Origin of the sequence: Pseudomonas sp. FP818 (assembly GCF_030687335.1) — a bacterium.
GTDB classification, from domain to species: Bacteria; Pseudomonadota; Gammaproteobacteria; order Pseudomonadales; family Pseudomonadaceae; genus Aquipseudomonas; species Aquipseudomonas shahriarae.
Genome location: NZ_CP117427.1, coordinates 1,540,323 through 1,562,535, shown reverse-complemented (window position 1 = coordinate 1,562,535; position 22,213 = coordinate 1,540,323). Strand labels below are relative to the sequence as shown.

11 protein-coding genes and 1 pseudogene are annotated in these 22,213 nt (G+C 61.5%); 5 read left to right on the top strand and 7 right to left on the bottom strand.

The window, feature by feature from the left end; all coding sequences use genetic code 11:
* Nucleotides 1-7: 7 nt before the first annotated feature.
* Entirely contained in the window at nucleotides 8-721 is a 714-nt protein-coding gene (locus PSH80_RS07020; RefSeq protein WP_057444555.1) for a DUF3108 domain-containing protein, read from the top strand.
* A 127-nt stretch (nucleotides 722-848) separates the two neighbouring features.
* Here PSH80_RS07020 and PSH80_RS07015 read toward each other — a convergent pair.
* Nucleotides 849-1,809, bottom strand: a pseudogene (locus tag PSH80_RS07015) (IS110 family transposase).
* Between the two features lie 445 nt (nucleotides 1,810-2,254).
* Here PSH80_RS07015 and PSH80_RS07010 point away from each other — a divergent pair.
* Nucleotides 2,255-2,443, top strand: coding sequence for a hypothetical protein (locus PSH80_RS07010; RefSeq protein WP_057438755.1), 189 nt, complete (start codon nucleotides 2,255-2,257; stop codon nucleotides 2,441-2,443).
* A 94-nt stretch (nucleotides 2,444-2,537) separates the two neighbouring features.
* On the opposite strand, the gene PSH80_RS07005 is transcribed toward PSH80_RS07010, so the two are convergent.
* The 6 genes from PSH80_RS07005 to PSH80_RS06980 form a co-directional block, all read right to left on the bottom strand.
* A complete protein-coding gene (locus PSH80_RS07005; protein WP_057958846.1) occupies nucleotides 2,538-3,083 on the bottom strand; it encodes a DUF2058 domain-containing protein in 546 nt (181 codons plus the stop codon).
* A 25-nt stretch (nucleotides 3,084-3,108) separates the two neighbouring features.
* Nucleotides 3,109-3,942, bottom strand: a complete 834-nt coding sequence (mazG, locus tag PSH80_RS07000; protein WP_305419652.1) for a nucleoside triphosphate pyrophosphohydrolase — start codon at nucleotides 3,940-3,942, stop codon at nucleotides 3,109-3,111.
* A gap of 166 nt (nucleotides 3,943-4,108) precedes the next feature.
* The gene (relA, locus tag PSH80_RS06995) at nucleotides 4,109-6,352 is read right to left on the bottom strand and encodes a GTP diphosphokinase (RefSeq protein WP_099168065.1); all 2,244 of its coding nucleotides are present in this window, start codon (nucleotides 6,350-6,352) and stop codon (nucleotides 4,109-4,111) included.
* A 120-nt stretch (nucleotides 6,353-6,472) separates the two neighbouring features.
* On the bottom strand, nucleotides 6,473-7,825 hold the full coding sequence (rlmD, locus tag PSH80_RS06990) for a 23S rRNA (uracil(1939)-C(5))-methyltransferase RlmD (protein ID WP_057438753.1): 1,353 nt from the start codon (nucleotides 7,823-7,825) through the stop codon (nucleotides 6,473-6,475).
* Complete coding sequence (gene cysM, locus PSH80_RS06985) at nucleotides 7,825-8,727, bottom strand: cysteine synthase CysM (protein WP_057438752.1); 903 nt, start codon at nucleotides 8,725-8,727, stop codon at nucleotides 7,825-7,827. The genes rlmD and cysM overlap by 1 nt, the downstream gene beginning before the upstream one ends.
* Nucleotides 8,728-8,954: 227 nt before the next feature.
* A complete protein-coding gene (locus PSH80_RS06980; RefSeq protein ID WP_305419647.1) occupies nucleotides 8,955-16,817 on the bottom strand; it encodes a retention module-containing protein in 7,863 nt (2,620 codons plus the stop codon).
* Between the two features lie 468 nt (nucleotides 16,818-17,285).
* On the opposite strand from PSH80_RS06980, the gene PSH80_RS06975 reads away from it, so the two are divergent.
* The 3 genes from PSH80_RS06975 to PSH80_RS06965 are packed head-to-tail and all read left to right on the top strand — an operon-like array spanning nucleotide 17,286 to nucleotide 22,192.
* Nucleotides 17,286-18,644 carry a TolC family outer membrane protein gene (locus PSH80_RS06975; protein WP_057958844.1) on the top strand — a complete coding sequence of 453 codons (1,359 nt, stop codon included), beginning with the start codon at nucleotides 17,286-17,288 and terminating at the stop codon, nucleotides 18,642-18,644.
* A 23-nt stretch (nucleotides 18,645-18,667) separates the two neighbouring features.
* Nucleotides 18,668-20,827, top strand: a complete 2,160-nt coding sequence (locus PSH80_RS06970; protein ID WP_305419644.1) for a type I secretion system permease/ATPase — start codon at nucleotides 18,668-18,670, stop codon at nucleotides 20,825-20,827.
* Between the two features lie 9 nt (nucleotides 20,828-20,836).
* Entirely contained in the window at nucleotides 20,837-22,192 is a 1,356-nt protein-coding gene (locus PSH80_RS06965) for an HlyD family type I secretion periplasmic adaptor subunit (protein WP_057441200.1), read from the top strand.
* Nucleotides 22,193-22,213: the final 21 nt, after the last annotated feature.

Here is a 22,213-nt window from a genome sequence, read left to right as displayed (position 1 = left end):
AGATTTTATGCGTCGCGCCCTGCTCTTCGCTTTTGCTCTGTTTGCCCTGCCTGCCGTGCACGCGGCAGACCTTCAGCCTTTCTCCGCCAGCTATACCGCCGACTGGAAGCAGTTGCCCATGAGCGGCACTGCGGAACGCAGCCTGGAAAAAAACGCCGACGGTACCTGGAAGCTCAGCTTCAAGGCCTCGATGATGATCGCCAGCCTGACCGAAACCAGCACCTTGACCCTGGACAAGGATACTTTGCTGCCACAGTCCTACCACTTTGAACGGGGTGGGCTGGGTAAAGCCAAGAAAGCCGACCTGGACTTCGATTGGACCGCCAAGATGGTCACCGGCACCGATCGCGGTGATGCGGTGAAGATCCCGCTGAACCGTGGCATGGTCGACAAATCCACTTACCAGTTGGCCCTGCAGCATGACGTGGCCGCCGGCAAGAAAACCATGAGCTACCAGGTGGTGGATGACGGCGAGGTCGACACCTATGACTTCCGCGTGCTGGGTGCCGAGAAAGTCGAGACCAAGGCCGGCAAGATCGACGCCATCAAGGTTGAGCGCGTGCGCGACCCGACGCAAAGCAAGCGCATTACTGTGATGTGGTTTGCCAAGGATTGGGATTACCTGCTGGTTCGCCTGCAACAAGTCGAAACCGACGGCAAGGAATACAACATCATGCTGTTGGACGGCACGGTCAACGGCAAGGCTGTGAAAGGCAGCTGATCGTTGAGTGTTTAAAAGAGCCTCGCTAAATGCGGGGCTTTTTTTCGCCTGGCGTTTGGAGTGAGGCGACTGGCGTTATCGCAGGCAAGCCAGCTCCCACAGGTGGTGCATTCCAAGGTGGGAGATTCTATGGTTTTGGGGAAGCCCCCAAAACCGCTTTTGACTGGTATTCGCTCAGGTTTTTCATGAGCGAAAAGGCGATGCGCGCCAGCTTGCGGCCAATGATGACCAGGGCTTGAGTCGTTTTCAGGCCCCTGGCCAGATAACCCTCGTATAAAGGTTTCCAGGCTTCTGACCTGATACCTGCTGACGCCGCGTTATGCAGCAATCTGCGTATCTCTGAATCTCCCTTCTTGCTCAATGAGCGGCGTCCGCTCATTTGCCCAGAATCGGATACTCTCAAGTCCATTCCCAAGAACGCGATGTAAGCGTCAGCACTTTCAAATTCTCCTCGCTGAAACGCCATTACCAGGGCAACTGCTGTCAGAAAACCAATGCCCTCGACGGCTTGGCAGCGCTTGACCTGATGCAAAAGCCCCGCCTCAGTAACAGCATCTAATATCCTTTTCTCAATGAGCCCCTCATGCCTATCAAGACACGCTGAAATGCTCTTGGACGAGGCCTTGAGTGATGGCTCGCCCGCCCAGCTCTGATTCAGCGCAACACGCATTTTCACCAGCGCTGCGCGTCGACGCAGCAAGCTTTGAAGCTTGGTATAAATCTTCGGCGGCGGATTCCAGGCGCGTAAATCAGCCTGTTCATTCTTCAAGTAGCGAGCCAGCAACTGCGCATCACTGAAGTTGTTTTAGCGCGACACCTGTGCCTTTGCGGTAATGGCTAAGGCGATATCCATCAATCACGTAAACGATATGGCCCATCGAATGAGCCAAGTTGACGGTATCCACGTGATAGATATTGGTGGCTTCAATTGCGATGGCGCTGCCCGCAGGCAAAGACTTCAGCCATGCCTTCAGCTCGCTTTTCTTGTTCGATACGATCTTTGTTTCAGCAGTTTCACTTTGATAAACAACTACTTCGGCTTTAGCGACATCCACTCCAATGATTGATTGCGAGACAGTCATTGCCATGAGAAAAGCTCCGGGTTAGGGTTTACGGGCTTGTCGGGGCTTCACCGTTGCGCTGGCTTGCTTCTATCGTCGGTCATGGCCGATGCATTCCTTATCGGCGCTTTGGTGAAGGGGTGGGACGAAGTCTCCCACGGTCTGTACTGGCTAGAGTCAGATGCTGGCTTTTAGTCCCACCACCCCTACAAGTCTAACCATACAAGCTGGCTCGCCTGGGATAGCGGTGGAAGGCCTGGCACCCGGCCAAAGCCTGACTCGAACATGAAGCTTTTGTCATAAAACCCCAGGCCCTGCGACGCAATGTCGCGGTTTACGTGGCTTGGAGCATTGTTGCGTTTGCTGCAATGAATTGTTGCGTGCAAAGTCAGTTTACTTAGCAAGCTAACAAAATATATAACAAAGGCCTGCGACGCCTTGCCGCAGATCAACCAGAGACTGGAGCAAGCAGATGACAGTAAAAGTAACGGAACGCGACGATGCCCATATGTCCCACGAGGCCCTGGCCCACGGGATTCATATCTGGGATGTGCATCAACAAGACCTGCTGGTCGGTATGTTTCACAACGAGTGCGACGCCCATAATTATAAAAACGAGCTCGAAACCCTCGAAATGAGACGCCAGGCATCAAGCGCCTGAAGCGCTGAAATCCCATAGCCACCCGGCCCACGCAGCCGCAGTGCCTATAAACACAAACCCCGCCTTTTGAGCGGGGTTTGTTGTTTTTAACGCCTTACCACATCAGGTCGTCAGGGATCTGATAGGCGGCGTACGGATCATCCTCATCCGGCACCTGGGTCTCGGTGAGGATGTTCATCTGGACGATACGCTCAGGTGCGCGCTCCTGGATTTTCAGCGCGGCCTCCCGTGGAATAACTTCGTAACCGCCACCGTGATGGACAATCGCCAACGAGCCATTGCTCAGCTTGTTGCGCATCAAGGTGTTGACCGACAGGCGCTTGACCTTCTTGTCGTCCACGAAGTTGTAGTAGTCCTCGGTGGTCAACTTGGGCAGGCGCGAGGTCTCGATCAATTGCTTGACCTGCGCGGCACGGGCCTTGGCCTCGACCTTTTCCTGCTGCTGGCGGTTGAGCTCCTGGTCGCGCTTGACCTTCTCGGCCTGCGCTTCCAGGGCCAGGCGCTGCTGGGTGTCATCGGCCTGGGCCTGGCCTTTGTGAACCAGGCGCTGCTGCTTCTGCTTGTCTTTGCCGACCTGCTTGGCCTGCTTCTGATTGACCAGGCCTGCTTTGAGCAACTGGTCGCGAAGGGAAATGCTCATGGTGCTTACTCACTTAGGCAACTGCTCAACCGCAGTTGGACACATTCTTTTCCTGGCGTTTGGCTTCGCCCCAGAGGGCGTCCAACTCTTCGAGGGTGCAATCTTCCATGGGACGGTGGGTGTCGCGCAATGCCTGTTCGATAAATCGGAATCGCCTTTCGAATTTGGCATTGGCACCGCGCAGGGCGGTTTCCGGGTCCACCTTGAGGTGCCGGGCCAGGTTGACCGCTGCAAACAGCAGGTCACCGACTTCATCGGCAATCGCTGCCGGGTCATTGTCGGCCATGGCTTCGAGCACTTCATCGAGCTCTTCACGCACGTTATCCACCACCGGCAGCGCCGCTGGCCAGTCGAAGCCGACCTGGCTCGCGCGCTTTTGCAATTTGGCGGCGCGGGACAGGGACGGCAAGGCGTTGGGTACATCATCAAGCAGGGACAGTTGCTGCGGGGCGTCGGATTTTTCTGCGCGCTCCTCGGCCTTGATTTGCTCCCAGCGCGCCTTGACCTGCTCTTCGCTTAACTGAGGGATATCCAGCGGCGCATACAGGTCGCCGGTGGGGAACACATGGGGATGCCGGCGAATCAGCTTGCAGGTGATGCTGTCGACCACGCCGGCGAACTCGAAGCGCCCTTCTTCCCGGGCCAGTTGGCTGTAATACACCACCTGGAACAACAGGTCGCCCAGCTCGCCTTGCAGATGCTCAAAATCCCCACGCTCGATGGCGTCGGCGACTTCGTAGGCTTCTTCCAGGGTGTGAGGCACGATACTGGCGTAGGTTTGCCTGATGTCCCACGGGCAACCGTATTGCGGGTCGCGCAGACGGTTCATCAGGTGTAGCAGGTCTTCAAGTGAATACATCGTTCTCTATCCGATCAAGTGGGAAAACCACCGAGCAAATGTGGGAGCCGGGCTTGCCCGCGATGCAGGCACCTCGGTATCGGGTAGACCGAGGCGCCTGCATCGCAGGCAAGCCAGCTCCCACACAAGCCAGCTCCCACATTTCAGGCCGCACTCATCCAGCGATTCATGGTGTGCGGTTACGCCGGGTCTCGATGATGTTCGGCAGTTGGGAGATACGCCCCAGCAGCCGCCCCAACGCGTCCAGACCCGGAATCTCGATGGTAAGGGACATCAACGCGGTGTTGTCCTCCTTGTTCGAGCGGGTGTTGACCGCCAGTACGTTGATCCGCTCGTTGAGCAGCACTTGCGAGACGTCACGCAGCAACCCCGAACGGTCGTAGGCGCGGATGATGATGTCCACCGGGTAGGTGAGCACCGGCACCGGGCCCCAGCTGACCTGGATGATCCGCTCCGGCTCGCGCCCGCCCAGTTGCAACACCGAGGCACAATCCTGGCGGTGAATGCTCACCCCACGGCCCTGGGTGATGTAGCCGACGATCGCGTCGCCCGGCAACGGCTGGCAGCAGCCGGCCATCTGGGTCATCAGGTTGCCCACGCCCTGGATCTGGATATCGCCGCGCTTGCCCGGCTTGTAGCCGGTGGCCTTGCGGGGAATCAGCTCCAGTTGTTCGCTGCCGCGCTCCGGCTCCACCAACTGCTGGGCCAGGTTGACCAGTTGCGCCAGGCGCAGGTCGCCGGCGCCGAGGGCGGCGAACATGTCTTCGGCAATCTTCATGTTGGCTTTTTCGGCCAACTTGTCGAAATCCACCTGAGGCAGGCCCAAGCGCCCCAGCTCGCGCTCGAGCAGGGTCTTGCCGGCGGCGACGTTCTGGTCCCGCGCCTGCAGCTTGAACCAGTGGACAATCTTCGCCCGCGCCCGCGACGTGGTGATGTAGCCCAGGTTCGGGTTCAGCCAGTCGCGGCTCGGGGTGCCGTGCTTGCTGGTGATGATCTCGACCTGTTCACCGGTCTGCAGGCTGTAGTTGAGCGGCACGATACGCCCGTTGATCTTGGCGCCACGGCAGTTGTGGCCGATCTCGGTGTGCACCCGGTAGGCGAAGTCCAGCGGTGTCGCGCCCTTGGGCAGGTCGATGGCGTGGCCGTCGGGGGTGAAGATATAGACCCGGTCTGGCTCGATATCCACACGCAACTGTTCGGCCAGGCCGCCGATATCGCCGAGTTCTTCGTGCCACTCCAGCACTTGGCGCAGCCAGGAGATTTTCTCTTCGTACTGGTTGGAGCCCGCCTTGACGTCGGTACCCTTGTAGCGCCAGTGCGCGCAAACCCCCAGCTCGGCTTCTTCGTGCATGGCATGGGTGCGGATCTGCACTTCCAGCACCTTGCCCTCGGGGCCGATCACCGCCGTGTGCAGCGAGCGGTAGCCGTTTTCCTTGGGGTTGGCGATGTAGTCGTCGAATTCCTTGGGAATATGCCGCCACAGGGTGTGGACGATGCCCAGCGCGGTGTAGCAATCGCGCATTTCCGGCACCAGCACGCGTACGGCGCGCACGTCGTAGATCTGGCTGAAGGCCAGGCCCTTGCGCTGCATTTTGCGCCAGATCGAATAGATGTGTTTGGCGCGCCCGCTGATATCGGCTTCGACGCCGGTCGCCTGCAACTCCGAGCGCAACTGGCCCATCACATCGCTGATAAAGCGCTCACGGTCCAGCCGCCGCTCATGCAGCAGGGTGGCGATCTGTTTGTATTGATCGGGTTCGAGGTAGCGGAAGGACAGGTCCTCCAGCTCCCACTTGATATGGCCGATCCCCAGGCGGTGGGCCAGGGGCGCGTAGATATCGAAGACCTCGCGGGCGACACGGTTGCGCTTTTCGTCATCGGCGGTTTTCACCGCACGGATCGCGCAGGTACGTTCGGCCAGCTTGATCAGCGCCACGCGTACGTCGTCGACCATCGCCACCAGCATCTTGCGCAGATTTTCCACCTGGCCCTGGGTGCCCAGCACCATCGACTGGCGCGGGCTGAGGCTGGCGCTGATCGCAGCCATGCGCAGCACGCCGTCGATCAGCTTGGCCACCACCGCGCCGAAACGCTGGCTGACCAAGGGCAACGCAATATGCCCCTCGCGTACGCCGCGATAGAGCACCGCAGCGATCAGCGAGTCCTGATCCAGCTTGAGGTCGGCGAGGATCTCGGCGATTTCAAGCCCGGTACGGAAACTGGAGGTTCCTTCGGCCCACAGATTCTTGGCCGCATTGTCTTGCTGTTCGGCCTCGCGAGCGAACTCGCAGGCGGTTTTCAAGGCTTCACGGTCCAGTGCCGGATCGACACTGACGGCATGATCCAGCCATGCCTCGAGATTGATACTGCCGTCGGTGTTGATCGGCTGGTGTGCTCTCACCTGTACCATCTTGCTTACCTTCCCTACGACGCGCCTGTAGCGCGTCAAAATCGCTGACCCTTGTAACGCGAACTCCCTGGCAGGTCACAGGCCCAGGAGAACGCAGGCCAGTCGGACTAAGCGAGCATCCTAGCTCGCTTCAAATAACGCCATCGCCTCGACATGCGCGGTTTGCGGAAACATATCGAGGATCCCGGCACGTTTTAGCCGGTAGCCTTGCTTGACCAACTCGACAGTGTCCCGCGCCAGCGTGGCTGGATTGCAGGACACATACACCAGGCGATCAGCCCCCAGAGTGGCGAGCTTGCGCACAACCTCCAGGGCACCATCGCGGGGTGGGTCCAAGAGTACCGCACAAAAGCCTGCTTTGGCCCATTGCGCGTCACTCAAAGGCTGGGACAAATCGGCCTGAAAAAACTGCACATTATGCAAATTATTGCTGCCTGCGTTGAGGGCCGCGCGGTCCACCATGGCCTGCACGCCCTCTACCGCCACCACTTCACGCACCTGGCGGGCCAGGGGCAAGGCAAAGTTGCCCAGGCCACAAAACAGGTCCAGTACCCGTTCGTCGGAGCGCGGTGCCAGCCAGTCCAGCGCCTGGGCCACCATCGCTTCATTGACCCCGGCGTTGACCTGGACAAAATCCCCCGGCCGGTACGCCAGCTCCAGGTCCCACTGCTCCAGACGATAGCCCAGGGCCTGCCCGGCCGCGAACGGCTGCGGCTCGCCCTCTCCATGCAGCCACAACTGGGCATCATGGAACGCGCAAAATTCCTGCAGCACCAGCAGGTCAGCGTCGGACAGCGGCGCCATATGCCGCAGCAACACGGCAATCGACGAGCCGCTGAACAACTCGACATGCCCCAGGGCCTGAGGTTTGCTCAGGCGCCGCAACATATTGGGCAGACGCTGCATGATCGGTTGCAAGGCCTGTACCAGCACCGGGCAATCGTCGATGGCCACGATGTCCTGGCTGGCCACGGCGCGAAAACCCACGTCCAGGCGCTTGGCCTTGGCGTCCCAGCGCACCGCGACACGGGCGCGGCGGCGATAGCCGAACTCGGGCCCGCTCAACGGCGCGGCCCACTCCTGGGGCTCGACCCCGGCGACACGGGACAATTGCTCGGCGAGCATGCGCTGTTTCAGGGCAAGCTGTTCGCCATGGGGCAAATGTTGCAGGCTGCAACCGCCGCAACGACCGGCATGGACGCACGGCGCCGGGCGCCGCAGTTCACTGGCCTTGAACACCCGCTCGGTGCGGGCCTCGACCACTTTGCCATGGGCGCCCAGCACCCGCGCCTCGACTTCCTCGCCGGCCAGGGCACCCACCACAAACCAGGTGCGGCCTTCGAAAAACACGATCCCCCGGCCATCATTGGCCAGGCGCTCAATGGTCAGGCGCTGCTTTTTGCCGACCGGTACTTGGGGCGCCCGGCTGCCACCCGTGGGCTGGAAGCGCAGGCCTCGCTCTTGCTTGGCCATCAGTTGGGCGCGTCGAAAATGCCGGTCGACAGGTAGCGGTCGCCTCGGTCACAGATGATCGCGACGATCACCGCGTTTTCCAGTTCTGCAGACAAACGCAACATCCCCGCCACCGCACCGCCGGAGGACACGCCGCAGAAGATGCCTTCTTCACGGGCCAGGCGACGGGTGGTGTCTTCGGCTTCACGCTGGGCCATGTCGATGATGCGATCGACGCGGGCAGCGTTGTAGATCTTGGGCAGGTACTCTTCGGGCCAACGGCGGATCCCCGGGATCGCCGCGCCTTCCATCGGTTGCAGGCCAACGATCTGGATCGCCGGGTTCTGCTCCTTGAGGTAGCGCGAGTTACCCATGATGGTGCCGGTGGTGCCCATGGAGCTGACGAAATGGGTGATGGTGCCCTGGGTCTGGCGCCAGATCTCCGGGCCGGTGCTGGTGTAGTGCGCCTCGGGGTTGTCACCGTTGGCGAACTGGTCCAACACCTGGCCACGGCCTTCGGCGGCCATGCGCTCGGCGAGATCACGCGCGCCTTCCATGCCCTCTTCCTGGGTCACCAGGACCAGCTCGGCGCCATAGGCGGTCATCGCGGCCTTGCGCTCGGCGCTGCCGTTGTCGGGCATGATCAGGATCATTTTGTAGCCCTTGATCGCTGCGGCCATGGCCAGGGCAATCCCGGTATTACCGGAGGTGGCTTCGATCAGGGTGTCGCCGGGCTTGATCTGCCCGCGCTGCTCGGCACGGGCGATCATCGACAGCGCCGGACGGTCCTTGACCGAGCCCGCCGGGTTATTCCCCTCGAGCTTGAGCAGCAAGGTATTGCTGGTGTTACCCGCCATGCGCTGCAAGCGGACCAAAGGTGTGTTGCCGACGCAATCGGCGATGGTTGGGTATTGCAGGGTCATGGCGTATTCGCAATCCAGACTGCGGGGGCGCCTATCATACCGGCAAACGCTGGCGGGCCATATCACGCAAAGTATGGTGCTTATAACTCAATGAGCTAAAGCCACAGGCCAGTACCTGTCTGTGGCGAGAGACGTGGCGAGGGAGCTTGCTCCCGTCGGGGCGCGAAGCGGCCCTGAATGGGACTGCTACGCAGTCCAACGGGAGCAAGCTCCCTCGCCACAGGGGATTACACGGTATCCACCTTCAACGAATGGTCATTCAACATCCCATTGATGATCGTCGCCGTATCCGCCCCGCCCGCAATCAACCCGCCCGCGCCCGGCGTGACGCCGTATTGGGTCGCCAGGTTGACCCCGGCCAGGTCGATGGTCTGGTTCGGCGTGGCACCTGCAACGGCGCTGATGTCGATGGTGGTCGTACCGCCCACCACCTTGAAGTGCAGGTAGTCATCCAGGGACGCCGTCGTCGCATTCTCGCCTTGCAGCAATTGCGACAGGTCGAGCTTGTCGGTGCCCACCGCAAAGTCGGTGATGACATCGTGCCCGCTACCGCCGGTCAGGTACTGGAAGGTATCGGCGCCAGGGCCACCGGTCAGGGTGTTGTTACCCAGGCCGCCGATCAGGATGTCATCGCCCCCCTCGCCCTTGAGGGTGTCATTGCCCAGCCCGCCGGAGATCAGGTTGTTGTTGCCGTTGCCCGTGAGGAAGTCATTGAAGTTGGAGCCCACCAGGTTCTCCAGGGCCATCAATGTATCGGTTCCGGCGCCGCCAGTGATTTGCCCCGTCGCCAGGCCAAGGTTGACGGTCACGCCTGCCGTGGCATGGGCATAGCTGACGGTGTCGAGGCCCGCCCCGCCATCGAGCAGGTCATTGCCGGTGCCGCTGAACAGCAGGTCATTGCCATTGCCGCCGTGCATCTGGTTGTTGCCGGTGCCGGCGGTGAGCACGTCGTTGCCATCGCCGCCATTGAGGATATTGTTGCCGGGCCCGGCCATGATGATGTCATCACCGTTGGTACCGGTGAGGGTCGTACCGGCCTGGTAGCTGATGTCTACCGCGGCGCTGTCGCTGCCGCCGTGGTTATCGCTGACCGAGTAGTTGCCGTGGTACTGCGGTGTGTAGTCCTGGGCGCCGGCGTAGTTGATCTTCATGTCCAACTGGTAGCTTTCTGTGCCATTGGGGTTGCCGCCTGTTGGATTGGAGGTGTTGGTAATGTGAATCTGATAGCTACCGTCCGCTAACGCAGTCAGCGTCGTGCCATCCGCAAGAGGGAGCTCGCTGCCACCGTTGATCGAATAGGCCATGATGATGTTACCGACCGGCCGGTTGTGATCCAGGCTGAGGGTCTCACCCGCCTTGAGCGTGACCGTTAAGCGATCGTCGGCCGTAGCGCCACCGACATTGCCGAGACTGCCAGTGATCAAAAGTGCTGCAGTGAGGTTCGCCGCATCACCGGCAAACGAGGTACGTACATCCCCCACAGTTGTACCGGTGAGCGTTCTGGTCCCCGTCCCGGTAAAGGCCGCGCCTTTGGCCACCCAGCCGGTTGGAAAACTGGTGGGGATAGCCGTCAGGTTGTCATGGTTGGCATCGCTGTCATTGGCCAGCAGCAACTCGGCAGGCACCACAATATTGCTCGACAGGATATTGGTGATCACATGGTCATCACCCGCCACCGGCGCCACGTTCGGGTTGACCTTGACTACCAGGCTGGACGTCGCGAGATCGCCGTCGTTGTCGCTGACGGTCACGCCAAAGGTTTCGGTGACCAGCGAGTCGGTCAGCTTCGGCGGCGTGTAGCGGAACTCGCCGTTGTCCATGTCCACCACCAGCGTGCCGCCCTGGTTGGTGGTGATGGTGACACTGTTGCTGACGGTGTCGAACGTACCTTGGCCGCCTGGCAGGTTGGCACTCATCGAGCCCCCCGCCGCCGGGTTGTAGGTGTAGGTGATGCCATCCACCGTGAGGGCTTTGACGAAGCCACCGTCAGCACCGAACGAGCCGTCCGTCAGCAGGCTGCCGGTGACCGGCGCGCCCTGTACCGTGCCGGCCAGCACCGCATCCAGGCCCGCCAGGTTGGCCACCACCACCGCGTTGGTGTTGGTGTGGGTGCTGCCGTCGTAGGCCACCGGGTCCAGGTAAATACTGTTGACCCCCGCCCCCAGGCCTATGGCATAGGCCTTGATGCCGTTGGCATCGAGGAAGGCCCGCCATACGCCCTCTTCAGTGGCGTCGATCCCGTCGCCGTATTCCGGGTTGACCACGTTGCCGGGGTTGTTCGGATTATTGGTGTTGGACGTGGTGGGGTTACCGTCCGAGAAGAAATACGCCACGTTCTGCGCGCCTTCCAGCTTGCCAGCGGTGCCATAGGCGGTCTGCGCGGTGCCGAGGGCCGAGTCGTAGTTGGTGCCGTTGAACGCCGTGAGGTTGTTGACCAGGGTCTTGGCCGTGGCGACGCTGACCCATTGGCTGCTCAATTGCTGGGAGCTGTCGTTGAAGGTCACGATCTGCACCTTCACATCACCCATCTCGTCGTAGCGGTTAAGCAACTCGGTGATGGACGCCTTGGCCAGGTCAAGCCGCGTGCCGCCGGCCCCCGAGGCGTCGTTCATGCTGCCGGAAATATCAATGATCAGCAGCAGGTTGGAGTCCACCTCCGTCGCCGTGACTTCACGCGCGCTGGACACCACTTTGGGCACATCATCGACAATGCTCACCACGATGCTGCTGGTGGTGGTGTTGCCCAATTGGTCGGTGGCCTTATAAGTGAAAGTCTCGGTCAATACATTCGGCCCGTCGTTGCTGTTGGGCAAGGTCTTGGGTGCCGAGGTCAGGGTGTAGGTGTAGGTGCCGTTGGGGTTGAGCAGGATCTGCCCATAAGTGCCGGTAGCGCTGCCGACCAGGCTGAAACTCAGCGGACCACTGCCGCCGGTTACCGAGTCTGCGAGGTTGCCGCTGGCGGTTTCCGTGGTGGCCGTCGGGTCGCTGCCGACCACGGTGCCAGGCGCCAGGTCCTGGCCGTCGAGGTTCAGGTCCAGGGCTTTCTCGTAGACCGTGACATCGCCGTCAACCACCGCCTTGAGGCCGCTGTCGGTCACTGTAATCGTCAGGGTGGTGGTGCTTAGGTCACCGTCGGCATCCCGCACGGTATAGACGAAGGTGTCCACCGCCCCCGGAGGGCTCACCGCGTTGGGGTTGCTGTGGTACACGGCGTTGCCGTTGGCATCCAGAGTCAGGTAACCATAGGTGCCGTTGATGTTAGCGCCCAGGCCGCCAGAGGCCGGGGTGCCGATGTTGCTGCCCGCCCGCACCCCGACTACCGCGCCAGCCAATGTGGGGCTATCGGCGCCGCCGACATCATTGCCCAACACATTGGCGCTGACCACACCGCCTTCTATCACCGAACGCACGTCGGGGTTGGCAGTGGGCAGGTCATCAATGATGTTGATGTCGATCGTACCCGTCGCAGTATTGGTGTCGTTATCGCTGGCCGTGACCGTGATCTGCTCCGACAGACTGTTATCGCCGCTGGCATTGGGGTGCGCTTCATTGTCGAGCAAGGTGTAGCGGTAGCTGACCACCCCGGTGCTGGCGTTGTAGCCAGTGATGGTCAGGGTGTTGCCGAAGCCGGTAGGTTCCGATTGTGGGAAGGTCGCGGCGACGCCGTTGGTGACGACGCTGATGCCGCCCACAGTCAGGTTTTTCAGGCCGTCCAAGGCGGTCACCGTGAAGGTACCGGTCTGGGTCAACAACGGGATGTTCGGGCTGGAACCATCGACCAGGTTTTTCTCATAGACGGTCAACTCGCCGCCAGTGACGTCCAGGCCGGTGAGCACGACCGGGTCGTTGTTGTTATGCACCTGTAGCACCAGGTTGGCGGTGCTGGTGTCGCCGTCGAGATCATTAAGCTGATAGGTGAAGGTTTCGGTGCCGTTGCCGCCGCCATTCAGGGCGATAAATTGCGGGTCAGTTTTGTCCAGGGTGTAGGTGTAGCTGCCATCCGCGAACAGCTGCAATGTGCCGTAGGTACCGACGATAGTGTTGGGCGTAACCGGGCCGGTGGCGATGCGGTCGGCGCCTTGTACGTCGTTGCCCAGCACGCTACCGCTCAGGGTCAGCAGGCTCTCGGAGGCGATACCTGCGGGATTGTCGTCGACGGCTTTTGGCACGTCGTCGACCACATTGACGTCCAATGAACCATTGTCGCTGCTGTTGTTGGTGTCAGTGGCAACCACCGTGAACGACTCGCTAATGCTATTGGCACCCGCGCCGGTTGGGTGGCTATCGGTGCCGTTGAGGGTGTAGCGGTAGCTGACCACCCCGGTGCTGGCGTTGTAGCCAGTGATGGTCAGGGTGTTACCGAAGCCGGTGGGTTCCGATTGTGGGAAGGTCGCGGCGACGCCGTTGGTGACGACGCTGATGCCGCCCACAGTCAAGTTTTTCAGGCCATCCAATGCCGTCACCGTGAAGGTGCCGGATTGGGTCAGAGCAGACCCATCGTTAGCGCTACCCAACGGCAGGTTTTTCTCGTAGACGGTGACTTCGCCACCATTGACGTTCAGGCCGGTCAACACCACTGGGTCATCGTTGTTATGCACCTGCAACACCAGGTTGGCGGTGCTGGTGTCGCCGTCGAGATCGTTAAGCTGATAGGTGAAGGTTTCAGTGCCGTTGCCACCACCATTCAGGGCCATGAACTGCGGGTCAGTCTTGTCGAGGGTGTAGACATAACTGCCATCGGCGAACAGCTGCAAGGTGCCATAGGTGCCGACGAGGGTAGTTGGCGTGACAGGCCCGGTCGCTATGCGGTCAGCACCTTGTACGTCATTACCCAAAACACTGCCGCTCAAGGTCAACAGACTTTCCGAGGCCACTTGCGCATTGGTGTCATCAACTGCAGTCGGCACATCGTCGACCACATTGACGTCCAGCGAACCATTGTCGCTGCTGTTGTTGCTGTCGGTGGCAACCACCGCGAACGACTCACTGATGCTGTTAGTACCAGCGCCGGTTGGGTGGCTATCGGTGCCGTTGAGGGTGTAGCTGTAGCTGATCACACCGGTGCTGGCGTTGAAGCCAGTGATGGTCAGGGTGTTGCCGAAGCCAGTGGGTTCTGATTGTGGGAAGGTCGCGGCGACGCCGTTGGTGACGACGCTAATGCCGCCCACAGTGAGGTTTTTCAGGCCGTCCAAGGCCGTCACCGTGAAAGTGCCGGATTGGGTCAGAGCAGACCCATCGTTAGCACTGCCTAACGGCAGGTTTTTCTCGTAGACGGTGACTTCACCACCATTGACGTTCAGGCCAGTCAGCACCACTGGGTCGTCGTTGTTATGCACCTGCAACACCAGGTTGGCGGTGCTGGTGTCGCCGTCGAGATCGTTAAGCTGATAGGTGAAGGTTTCGGTGCCGTTGCCGTTGCCGCCGCCATTCAGGGCCATGAACTGCGGGTCAGTCTTGTCGAGGGTGTAGACATAACTGCCATCGGCAAACAGTTGCAGGGTGCCGTAGGTACCCACGATGGTAGTTGGCGTAACAGGCCCGGTCGTTATGCGGTCAGCACCTTGTACATCATTGCCCAGCACGCTGCCGCTCAGAATGAGCTGGCTCTCAGAAGCAATACCAGCGGGGTTGTCGTCGACGGCTTTTGGCACGTCGTCGACCACATTGACGTCCAGTAAACCATTGTCGCTGCTGTTGTTGCTGTCGGTGGCGACCACCGCGAACGACTCACTGATGCTATTGGTGCCCGCGCCGTTTGGGTGGCTGTCGATACCGTTGAGGGTGTAGCTGTAGCTGATCACGCCGGTGCTGGCGTTGTAGCCAGTGATGGTCAGGGTGTTGCCGAAGCCGGTAGGTTCCGATTGTGGGAAGGTCGCGGCGACGCCGTTGGTGACGACGCTGATGCCGCCCACAGTCAGGTTTTTCAGGCCATCCAATGCCGTCACCGTGAAGGTGCCGGATTGAGTCAGCGCAGGCCCATCAATAGCACTGCCCAACGGCAGGTTCTTCTCATAGACCGTAACCTCCCCGCCATTCACCTCAAGCCCCGTCAGCACCACCGGGTCGTCATTGTTATGCACCTGCAACACCAGGTTGGCGGTGCTGGTGTCGCCATCGGCATCCGTGAGGGTATAGGTAAAGGTTTCAGTGCCGCTGCCACCGCCATTCAATGCCAGAAAATCGCTATCGGCGGTATTCAGCGTGTACACATACGTGCCATTCGCCGCCAACTCCAACGTGCCGTAAAGCCCCGTGAAGGAGCCCGGCGTAATCGGCCCGGACACGACCCGATCGGCGCCTTGCGCGTCATTGGTCAACACCGTGCCGCTCAGGGTCAGCAGGCTTTCGGAGGCCACTTGCGCATTGCCGTCATCGGCAGCGGTCGGTACATCGTCCACCACACTCACGTGCAGAGTGCCGGTGGCGGTGCTGTTGTTGGTGTCGTTGGCGATAACGCTGAAGCTCTCGGTCAGGTCATTCAACCCGCCCGCCGACGGATGCGCCTCGGTGCCCGTCAGGGTATAGCTGTAGCTGATCACCCCGGTGGCCGGGTCAAACCCGGTGATGGTCAGGGTATTGCCCAGGCCGGTGGCGATGGATTGCGGGAAGCCGGCGGCGACACCGCCGGACACCACGCTGATACCGCCCACCGACAGGTTCTGCAAGCCGTCCACGGCCGATACGGTCAGGCTGCCGGCGCGGGTCAGCGCGCCAGCGTCGGGGCTGCTGCCGTCCACCAGGTTTTTTTCATAGAGGGTCAGGTCGGCGCCATTTACGCTGATGCCGCCAATCACCACCGGGTCATCATTGTTGTGCACTTGCAGCACCAGGTTGGCGGTGCTGCTGTCGCCGTCGGCGTCGGTCAGGGTGTAGGTGAAGGTTTCGCTGCCATTGCCGCCGCCCTGCAGCGCGACAAAATCAGGGTCGGCAGTGTTCAGCGTGTAGGTGTAGCTGCCGTCAGCCGCCAGCACCAGGGTGCCGTATTGACCGCTGAACGTGCCGCCGGTGATCGGGCCGCTGGCGACGCGGTCGGCACCTTGGGTGTCGTTATCCAGGACGTTGCCGCTGAGGGTCAGCAGGCTTTCCGAAGCGCGGCCCTCATGGCTGTCATCCAGCGCCTTGGGCACGTCGTCGATGAGGGTGATATCCAGCGAGCCGGTGGCGCTGTCGTTATCGCTATCGGTGGCGACCACCGCGAATTGCTCACCCAGGCTGTTGCTGCCGTTGCCCGACGGATGGGCCTCATTGCCGGTCAAGGTGTAGCTGTAGCTGATCACCCCGGTGGCTGCGTTGTAGCCGGTGATGCTCAGGGTGTTGCCCAGCCCGGTGGTGATAGTTTGCGGGAAGCTGCTGGCCACCCCGCCGCTGACCACGCTGATGCCGCCCACGGTCAGGCTTTGCAGGCCATCGGGCGCCGAGACGTTGAAGGTGCCGGTCTGCACCAGCGCCGCCGGATTGCTGGCCGAGCCTTGTGCAAGATTGGCCTCGTTGAGCGTCAACTCGCCGCCCTCGACCTCCAGCCCACCCAGGCTCACTGGGTTGTCGGGAGGCACCACCACGGGCTGGTCGTTGCCGGTATCGGGCTGGCCGGCGACCTGGAACAACGGAAACTCAGGAATCCCGCCAAACCCTGCCGTGGGAAAGCCGATGACCGGCTCCACCCGCCCGGCGACTTCGGTCAACAACACAAAGGAGTGCCCACCGCCCAGCTCACCTGCCGCCGTGCTGCCGGTTTGGCCGGCGGCCGTGGCTTCAGCGGTCTGGGTCGGGTCGTCACCGGCGGCGATGGCTTTTTGCAGTTGCTGCACGTCGGTCAACTGTGCCTGGCTCGGTGCGAGGTCTTCCGAGGCGTGAATCTGCGGCGCCTGGCCAGCCAGCAATTGCGGGGAAAGGCCCAGGCTGCTGTCGCGCCCCAGGGTCAGCTCCTGGCCGTTGGTCAGTTGCACCGCGACTGCACCGGCCGCACCGGTCTGCAGTTGCTCGCCGGCAAACAGTCGGTCGCCTTCGATCAGGCTTCGGCGACTGCCATCTCCTGCCACGGCAAAGACTTCCCCAACCACCTTGCTGACAACACCGATTAACTTGGCCATGCGCTTATCTCCCTGTCCGACCCCAGTAGTCGGCACCTCGGTTACGTGCACAAGTGCAGTGGATCGGGGGGGGCCGGAAGTGGCACAAAACTGATTCAAATCAGCCGCCAACCCGCGCTTCAACCCCGTTACAGAGAGCCTTTCAAAAAGAGAGAGAGTGACAAAAAACCGTCACCAAAAAACGCCCTTTTTTTCGCTACCCCATCACCTGCTCGCACTTGCGATTGAACTTTCCCCGAGCCGAAAAACACGCCACAGCGCACATAACTCAAGGCTTGTGCTTTGAACAATGTCTTGCTTCGCGCAGAACGCATAAGTTTTTTTGGACATAAACATTATGAGAAATCCTTCTTAGCTCCCCCCGCAAATGTTCTTAGCTGTGTTGTTACAAGCCTGAGACGGTTTGCCCCCTAAATTCGTCAAATAAATGGCGACAGACCAGTAACACTGACACCGGGAGATGTACCCATGCGCGCCTTTACCCCCCTCTGCAGCGCGATTCTGATCGCCATGGCCTGCACCAACACCCAAGCAATGTCGCTGACCCAAGCGATCCAAAGCACGCTGGACACTCACCCGGAATTGAATGCCAGCCGTAACAGCCGGCTTTCGGCCGATGAAGATGTGAAAGTCGCCAGAGGCGGCTTCTACCCCAGTCTCGACCTCAATGCCGCCTACGGCCGTGACTACAGCGACAACAGCACCACCCGCGCCCGTGGTGGCAATCACCACACCGAGACCGACAACTACACCCAGTCGGAACTGCGCCTGCGCCAGATGCTGTTCGACGGGTTCAACACCTCCAACGAAGTGCAGCGCACCGGGGCGGTGGTCAACTCCCGCGCCTATTACACCCGTGGCACCGCCGAGAGCCTGGCCCTGCGCACCGTCGAGGTGTACCTGGAAGTACTCAAGCGCCGCGACCTGCTGACATTGGCCAAGAACAACCTGCAGGCGCACCTGCGCGTCACCGACCAGATCGGCCTGCGCACCGAGCGCGGCATCGGCAGCACCGCCGACCGCGACCAGTCCACCGCCCGCCGGGCCCTGGCAGACAATAACTACCAGACCGCACTGGTCGACCTGCAAGACGCCGAATCGAACTTCTATAGCGTGGTCGGGCGCATGCCGGATGAACTGGAAAGCCCGGCCTCGATCAAGGGCGAGCTGCCCAGCGACCAACTCGGCGCCCGGCGCAGCATGCTGGAGAACAACCCCTATCTGAAGTCGGCCCAGTCCGATGTGATGGCCGCCGAGAGCCAGTACGAGGTGGCCAAGTCGCCGTTCTATCCACGCTTCGATGCCGAGGCGGCGGTGGGCGCCAATAACAATGTGCGCGGCGACCTGGGTCACGATAACCAATGGCGGGTGGGCGTGGTGATGAACTACAACCTGTTCCGTGGCGGCAGCGACAAGGCCCGCCTGGCGTCGGACTCGCACAAGATCAACCAGGCCATGGACATCCGCAACAACGCCCTGCGCATGCTCAACGAGAACCTCAACCTGGCCTGGCATGCCATGGACAACGCCCGCATCCAGACCCCCACCGCCCGCGAATATGCCGAAACCACCCAGCGCGTACGCGCGGCCTATCAGGACCAGTTCGGCCTGGGCCAGCGCACCCTGCTGGACCTGCTGGACAGTGAAAACGAGCTGTACAACGCCAACCGGCGCTACACCGAAGTGCGCTACACCGAAGAGTTCTCCATGTACCGCGTGCTGGCCAATATGGGCGAGTTGCTGAACAAGGAGCGCGTGGTGGTGCCGGCCGAAGCCATTGCCCAGTCGGAAGTCAGAAGCGAAGCCCACCTGCCCGACCTGAAGTAGCCAAAGACGTGGAGCAGATCGCCGTGAGCCAGATGGAACCGCTGAACCCGGGTGTCGACCCGCGCCAGAGCTTTGATGACCCGTTGCTCGACGGCCTGCTGATCCTCTGCAAGCTGCACGGCTGCAGCGTCAGCCGTAGCAGCCTGAGCGCCGGCCTGCCCTTGGCGCAACAACGCCTGAGCCTGGACTTGCTGCCACGGGCCGCGGCCCGGGCCAGCTTGCAGGCGCGGGTATTGCGCCGGGACTTGAAGGCCATCTCGGCGCTGAACCTGCCAGTGCTGTTGCTGCTCAACGAAGGCCGCTGCGCGGTGTTGCGGCGCTGGGGCGAGGATGGCCAGGCGCTGATCCTGCCCAGCGAAGCCGAAGGCGGCGAACAGTGGGTCAGCCGCGAAGAGCTCGACGCGGCCTACAGCGGCCAGGCCCTGTTTGCCCGGCCACGGCACGAAATCGAAGACCTGCGCACGCCGCTGGTACCAAGAGTCGAGGCGTGGTTTCGCGACACCTTGAAGCTGTCGCGCTGGCTGTACAGCGATGCAATTCTCGCCAGTTTGCTGATCAACCTGCTGGGCCTGATGGTGCCGCTGTTCGTGATGCAGACCTACGACCGCGTGGTGCCGAACCAGGCCACCTCGACCTTGTGGGTACTGGTGATCGGTCTGCTGATCGGCACGGCGTTCGAGCTGGTACTGCGGGTGGTGCGCGCCCATCTGCTGGACACCGCCGGCAAGAAGACCGATGTGATTTTGTCAGCGACCCTGTTCGAGCGCATCACCGGCATGTCGATGAAGGCGCGCCCCGCCACCATCGGCGGTTTTGCCCAGAGCATCCATGACTTCCAGGGCCTGCGCGAATTCCTCACCGCGGTGACCCTTACCAGCCTGATCGACCTGCCCTTCGCCGTGCTGATGCTGCTGGTGATCGGCCTGCTCGGCGGCTGGCTGGTGATCATCCCTTTGTGTGCGTTCCCGCTGACCATCGGCTTTGCAATGCTGATCCAGGTACGCCTGCGCGACACCGTGCAAAAAAGCCTGAGCCTGGGCGCCGAACGCCAGGCGCTGTTGATCGAAACCCTCAGCGGCCTGGAAACCCTCAAGGCCTGCAGCGCCGAAAGCGAGCGCCAGCACCAGTGGGAAAGCACCCACGGCGCCCTCACCCGCCTCGACAGCCATGCGCGCAACCTCTCGGCGCTGGCCACCAATGGCACGCTGTTCATCCAGCAGTTTTCCGGGATGGCGACCATTGTTGCCGGGGTCTACAGCATCATCGCCGGCAGCCTCAGTGTCGGCGCGCTGGTGGCCACCTACATGCTCGGCAGCCGGGTATTGGCGCCGCTGGGGCAGATCGCCGCGTTGATCACCCGCTACCAGCAGGCGCAATTGACCATGCGCAGCACCGACGCGCTGATGGCCCTGCCCCAGGAGCGCGACCCGCAGCAGCGCCCACTGGAGCGCACGCAACTGAGTGGCGCCCTGGAAGTCAGCCAGGTCACCTTCCGCTATGCCGGGCAGAACACCCCGGCCCTGAGCCAGGTCAGTTTCCAGCTCAAGGCTGGCGAGCGCGTGGGCATTATCGGCCGCAGCGGCTCGGGCAAAAGCACACTGGGCCGCCTGGTGATGGGCTTCTACGCGCCAGAAGAAGGCCAGTTGCTGCTCGATGGCCTCGACCTGCGCCAGCTGGATGTGGCCGACCTGCGCCAACAAGTGGGCTATGTGGCCCATGACCTGCCGCTGTTGGCCGGCAGCCTGCGCGATAACCTGACCCTGGGCGCGCGCTATATCAGCGATGTGCGGATGCTCGAAGTGGCCGAACTGACCGGCGTCAGCGAACTGGCCCGCCAGCACCCACAAGGCTTCGACCGGCCGGTGGGCGAGCGCGGGCAACTGCTGTCCGGCGGCCAGCGCCAGGCGGTGTTGCTGGCCCGCGCGTTGCTGCTCGACCCGCCGATCCTGCTGCTGGACGAACCCACCAGCGCCATGGACAACAGCAGCGAAGAAACCCTGCGCCAGCGCCTGGAGCTGTGGGTCAAGGGCAAGACACTGCTGTTGGTCACGCACCGCACCTCGATGCTCAGCCTGGTCGACCGCTTGATCGTGCTGGACAACGGCCGCATCGTTGCCGACGGCCCCAAAGAAAGTGTGATTGATGCACTGCGCAAGGGCCGTGTCGGCTCGGCCGCCGTCTAGGAGCCCACCATGTCAGCCACTCCCGCGCCACCGGGCTACTTCAAGAGCTTTGGCAAAACCGCCGACAGCGAATTCATGCCCGAACTGGCGGGTGCTTCGCTGCAGGACTCACCGCGCCGTTCACGGATTATCGTGTGGCTGACCGCCGGCCTGATCATCTGCGCCCTGCTGTGGGCCAACTTTGCCGTTCTCGATGAAGTGACCATGGGCGAAGGCAAGGCCATCCCGTCGAGCAAGGTGCAAGTGATCCAGAACCTGGAAGGCGGCATCGTCACCCAGATCTACGTGCGCGAAGGGCAGATGGTGGACAAAGGCGACAAACTGCTGCAACTGGACGACACGCGGTTCCGCTCGAACAAGGGCGAAAGCGAAGTCGACCGGTATGCCCTCACCGCCCAGGTCGAGCGCCTGTCGGCCGAGGCCGAGGGGCGACCGTTCAAATTGTCCGATGAAGTGATCGCCAAGGCCCCGCAAGTGGCCGAAGACGAACGCTCGCTGTTTGAACAACGCCAGCGGCGCTTGAGCAGCGAGCAACGGACCTTGAGTGAACAGTTGCGGCAGAAAACCCAGGAACTGGCGGAGTTTCGCTCCAAACAGGGCCAATTCAGCTCCAGCCTGGCGCTGCTGCAACAAGAGATGAACATGTCGGCCCCTCTGGTGGGCACCGGCGCGGTGTCACCGGTGGAAATCCTGCGCCTCAAACGCAGCGCCGTGGAGATCCGTGGCTCGTTGAACGCCACCACCCTGGCAATCCCCCGGGCGGAATCGGCGATCAATGAGATCAAGAGCAAGATCGACGAATCGGTACAGACCTTCCGCTCGGAAGCGGCCAAGGAACTCAACGAAAAACGCACCGACCTGTCAAAAATCACCGCCACCAGCATCGCCATTGATGACCGCGTGAGCCGCACCACCGTGGTCTCCCCGGTGCATGGGGTGATCAAGCAACTGAAGGTCAACACCATCGGCGGCGTCGTCCAGCCGGGCAGCGACATGGTGGAAATCGTCCCGCTGGAAGACAACCTGCTGATCGAGGCCAAAGTACGGCCCCAGGACGTGGCGTTCTTGCATCCGGGGCAGAAGGCGATGGTCAAGTTCAGTGCCTATGACTACACGATCTACGGCGGACTGGCGGCGAAACTGGAACTGATCGGCGCCGATACGATTACCGACGACAAGGGCAACAGCTTCTACCTGATCCAGGTGCGCACCGATAAGAACCATCTGGGCGGGGATAAAAAACCGTTGCTGATCATCCCGGGAATGGTGGCAACGGTGGACATTATTACCGGGGAGAAAAGCGTGCTGGATTACTTGCTCAAGCCGGTGTTGAAGGCACGCACGGAGGCGATGCGCGAGCGTTAGCGGTGTTTGGGCAGGCGCCAT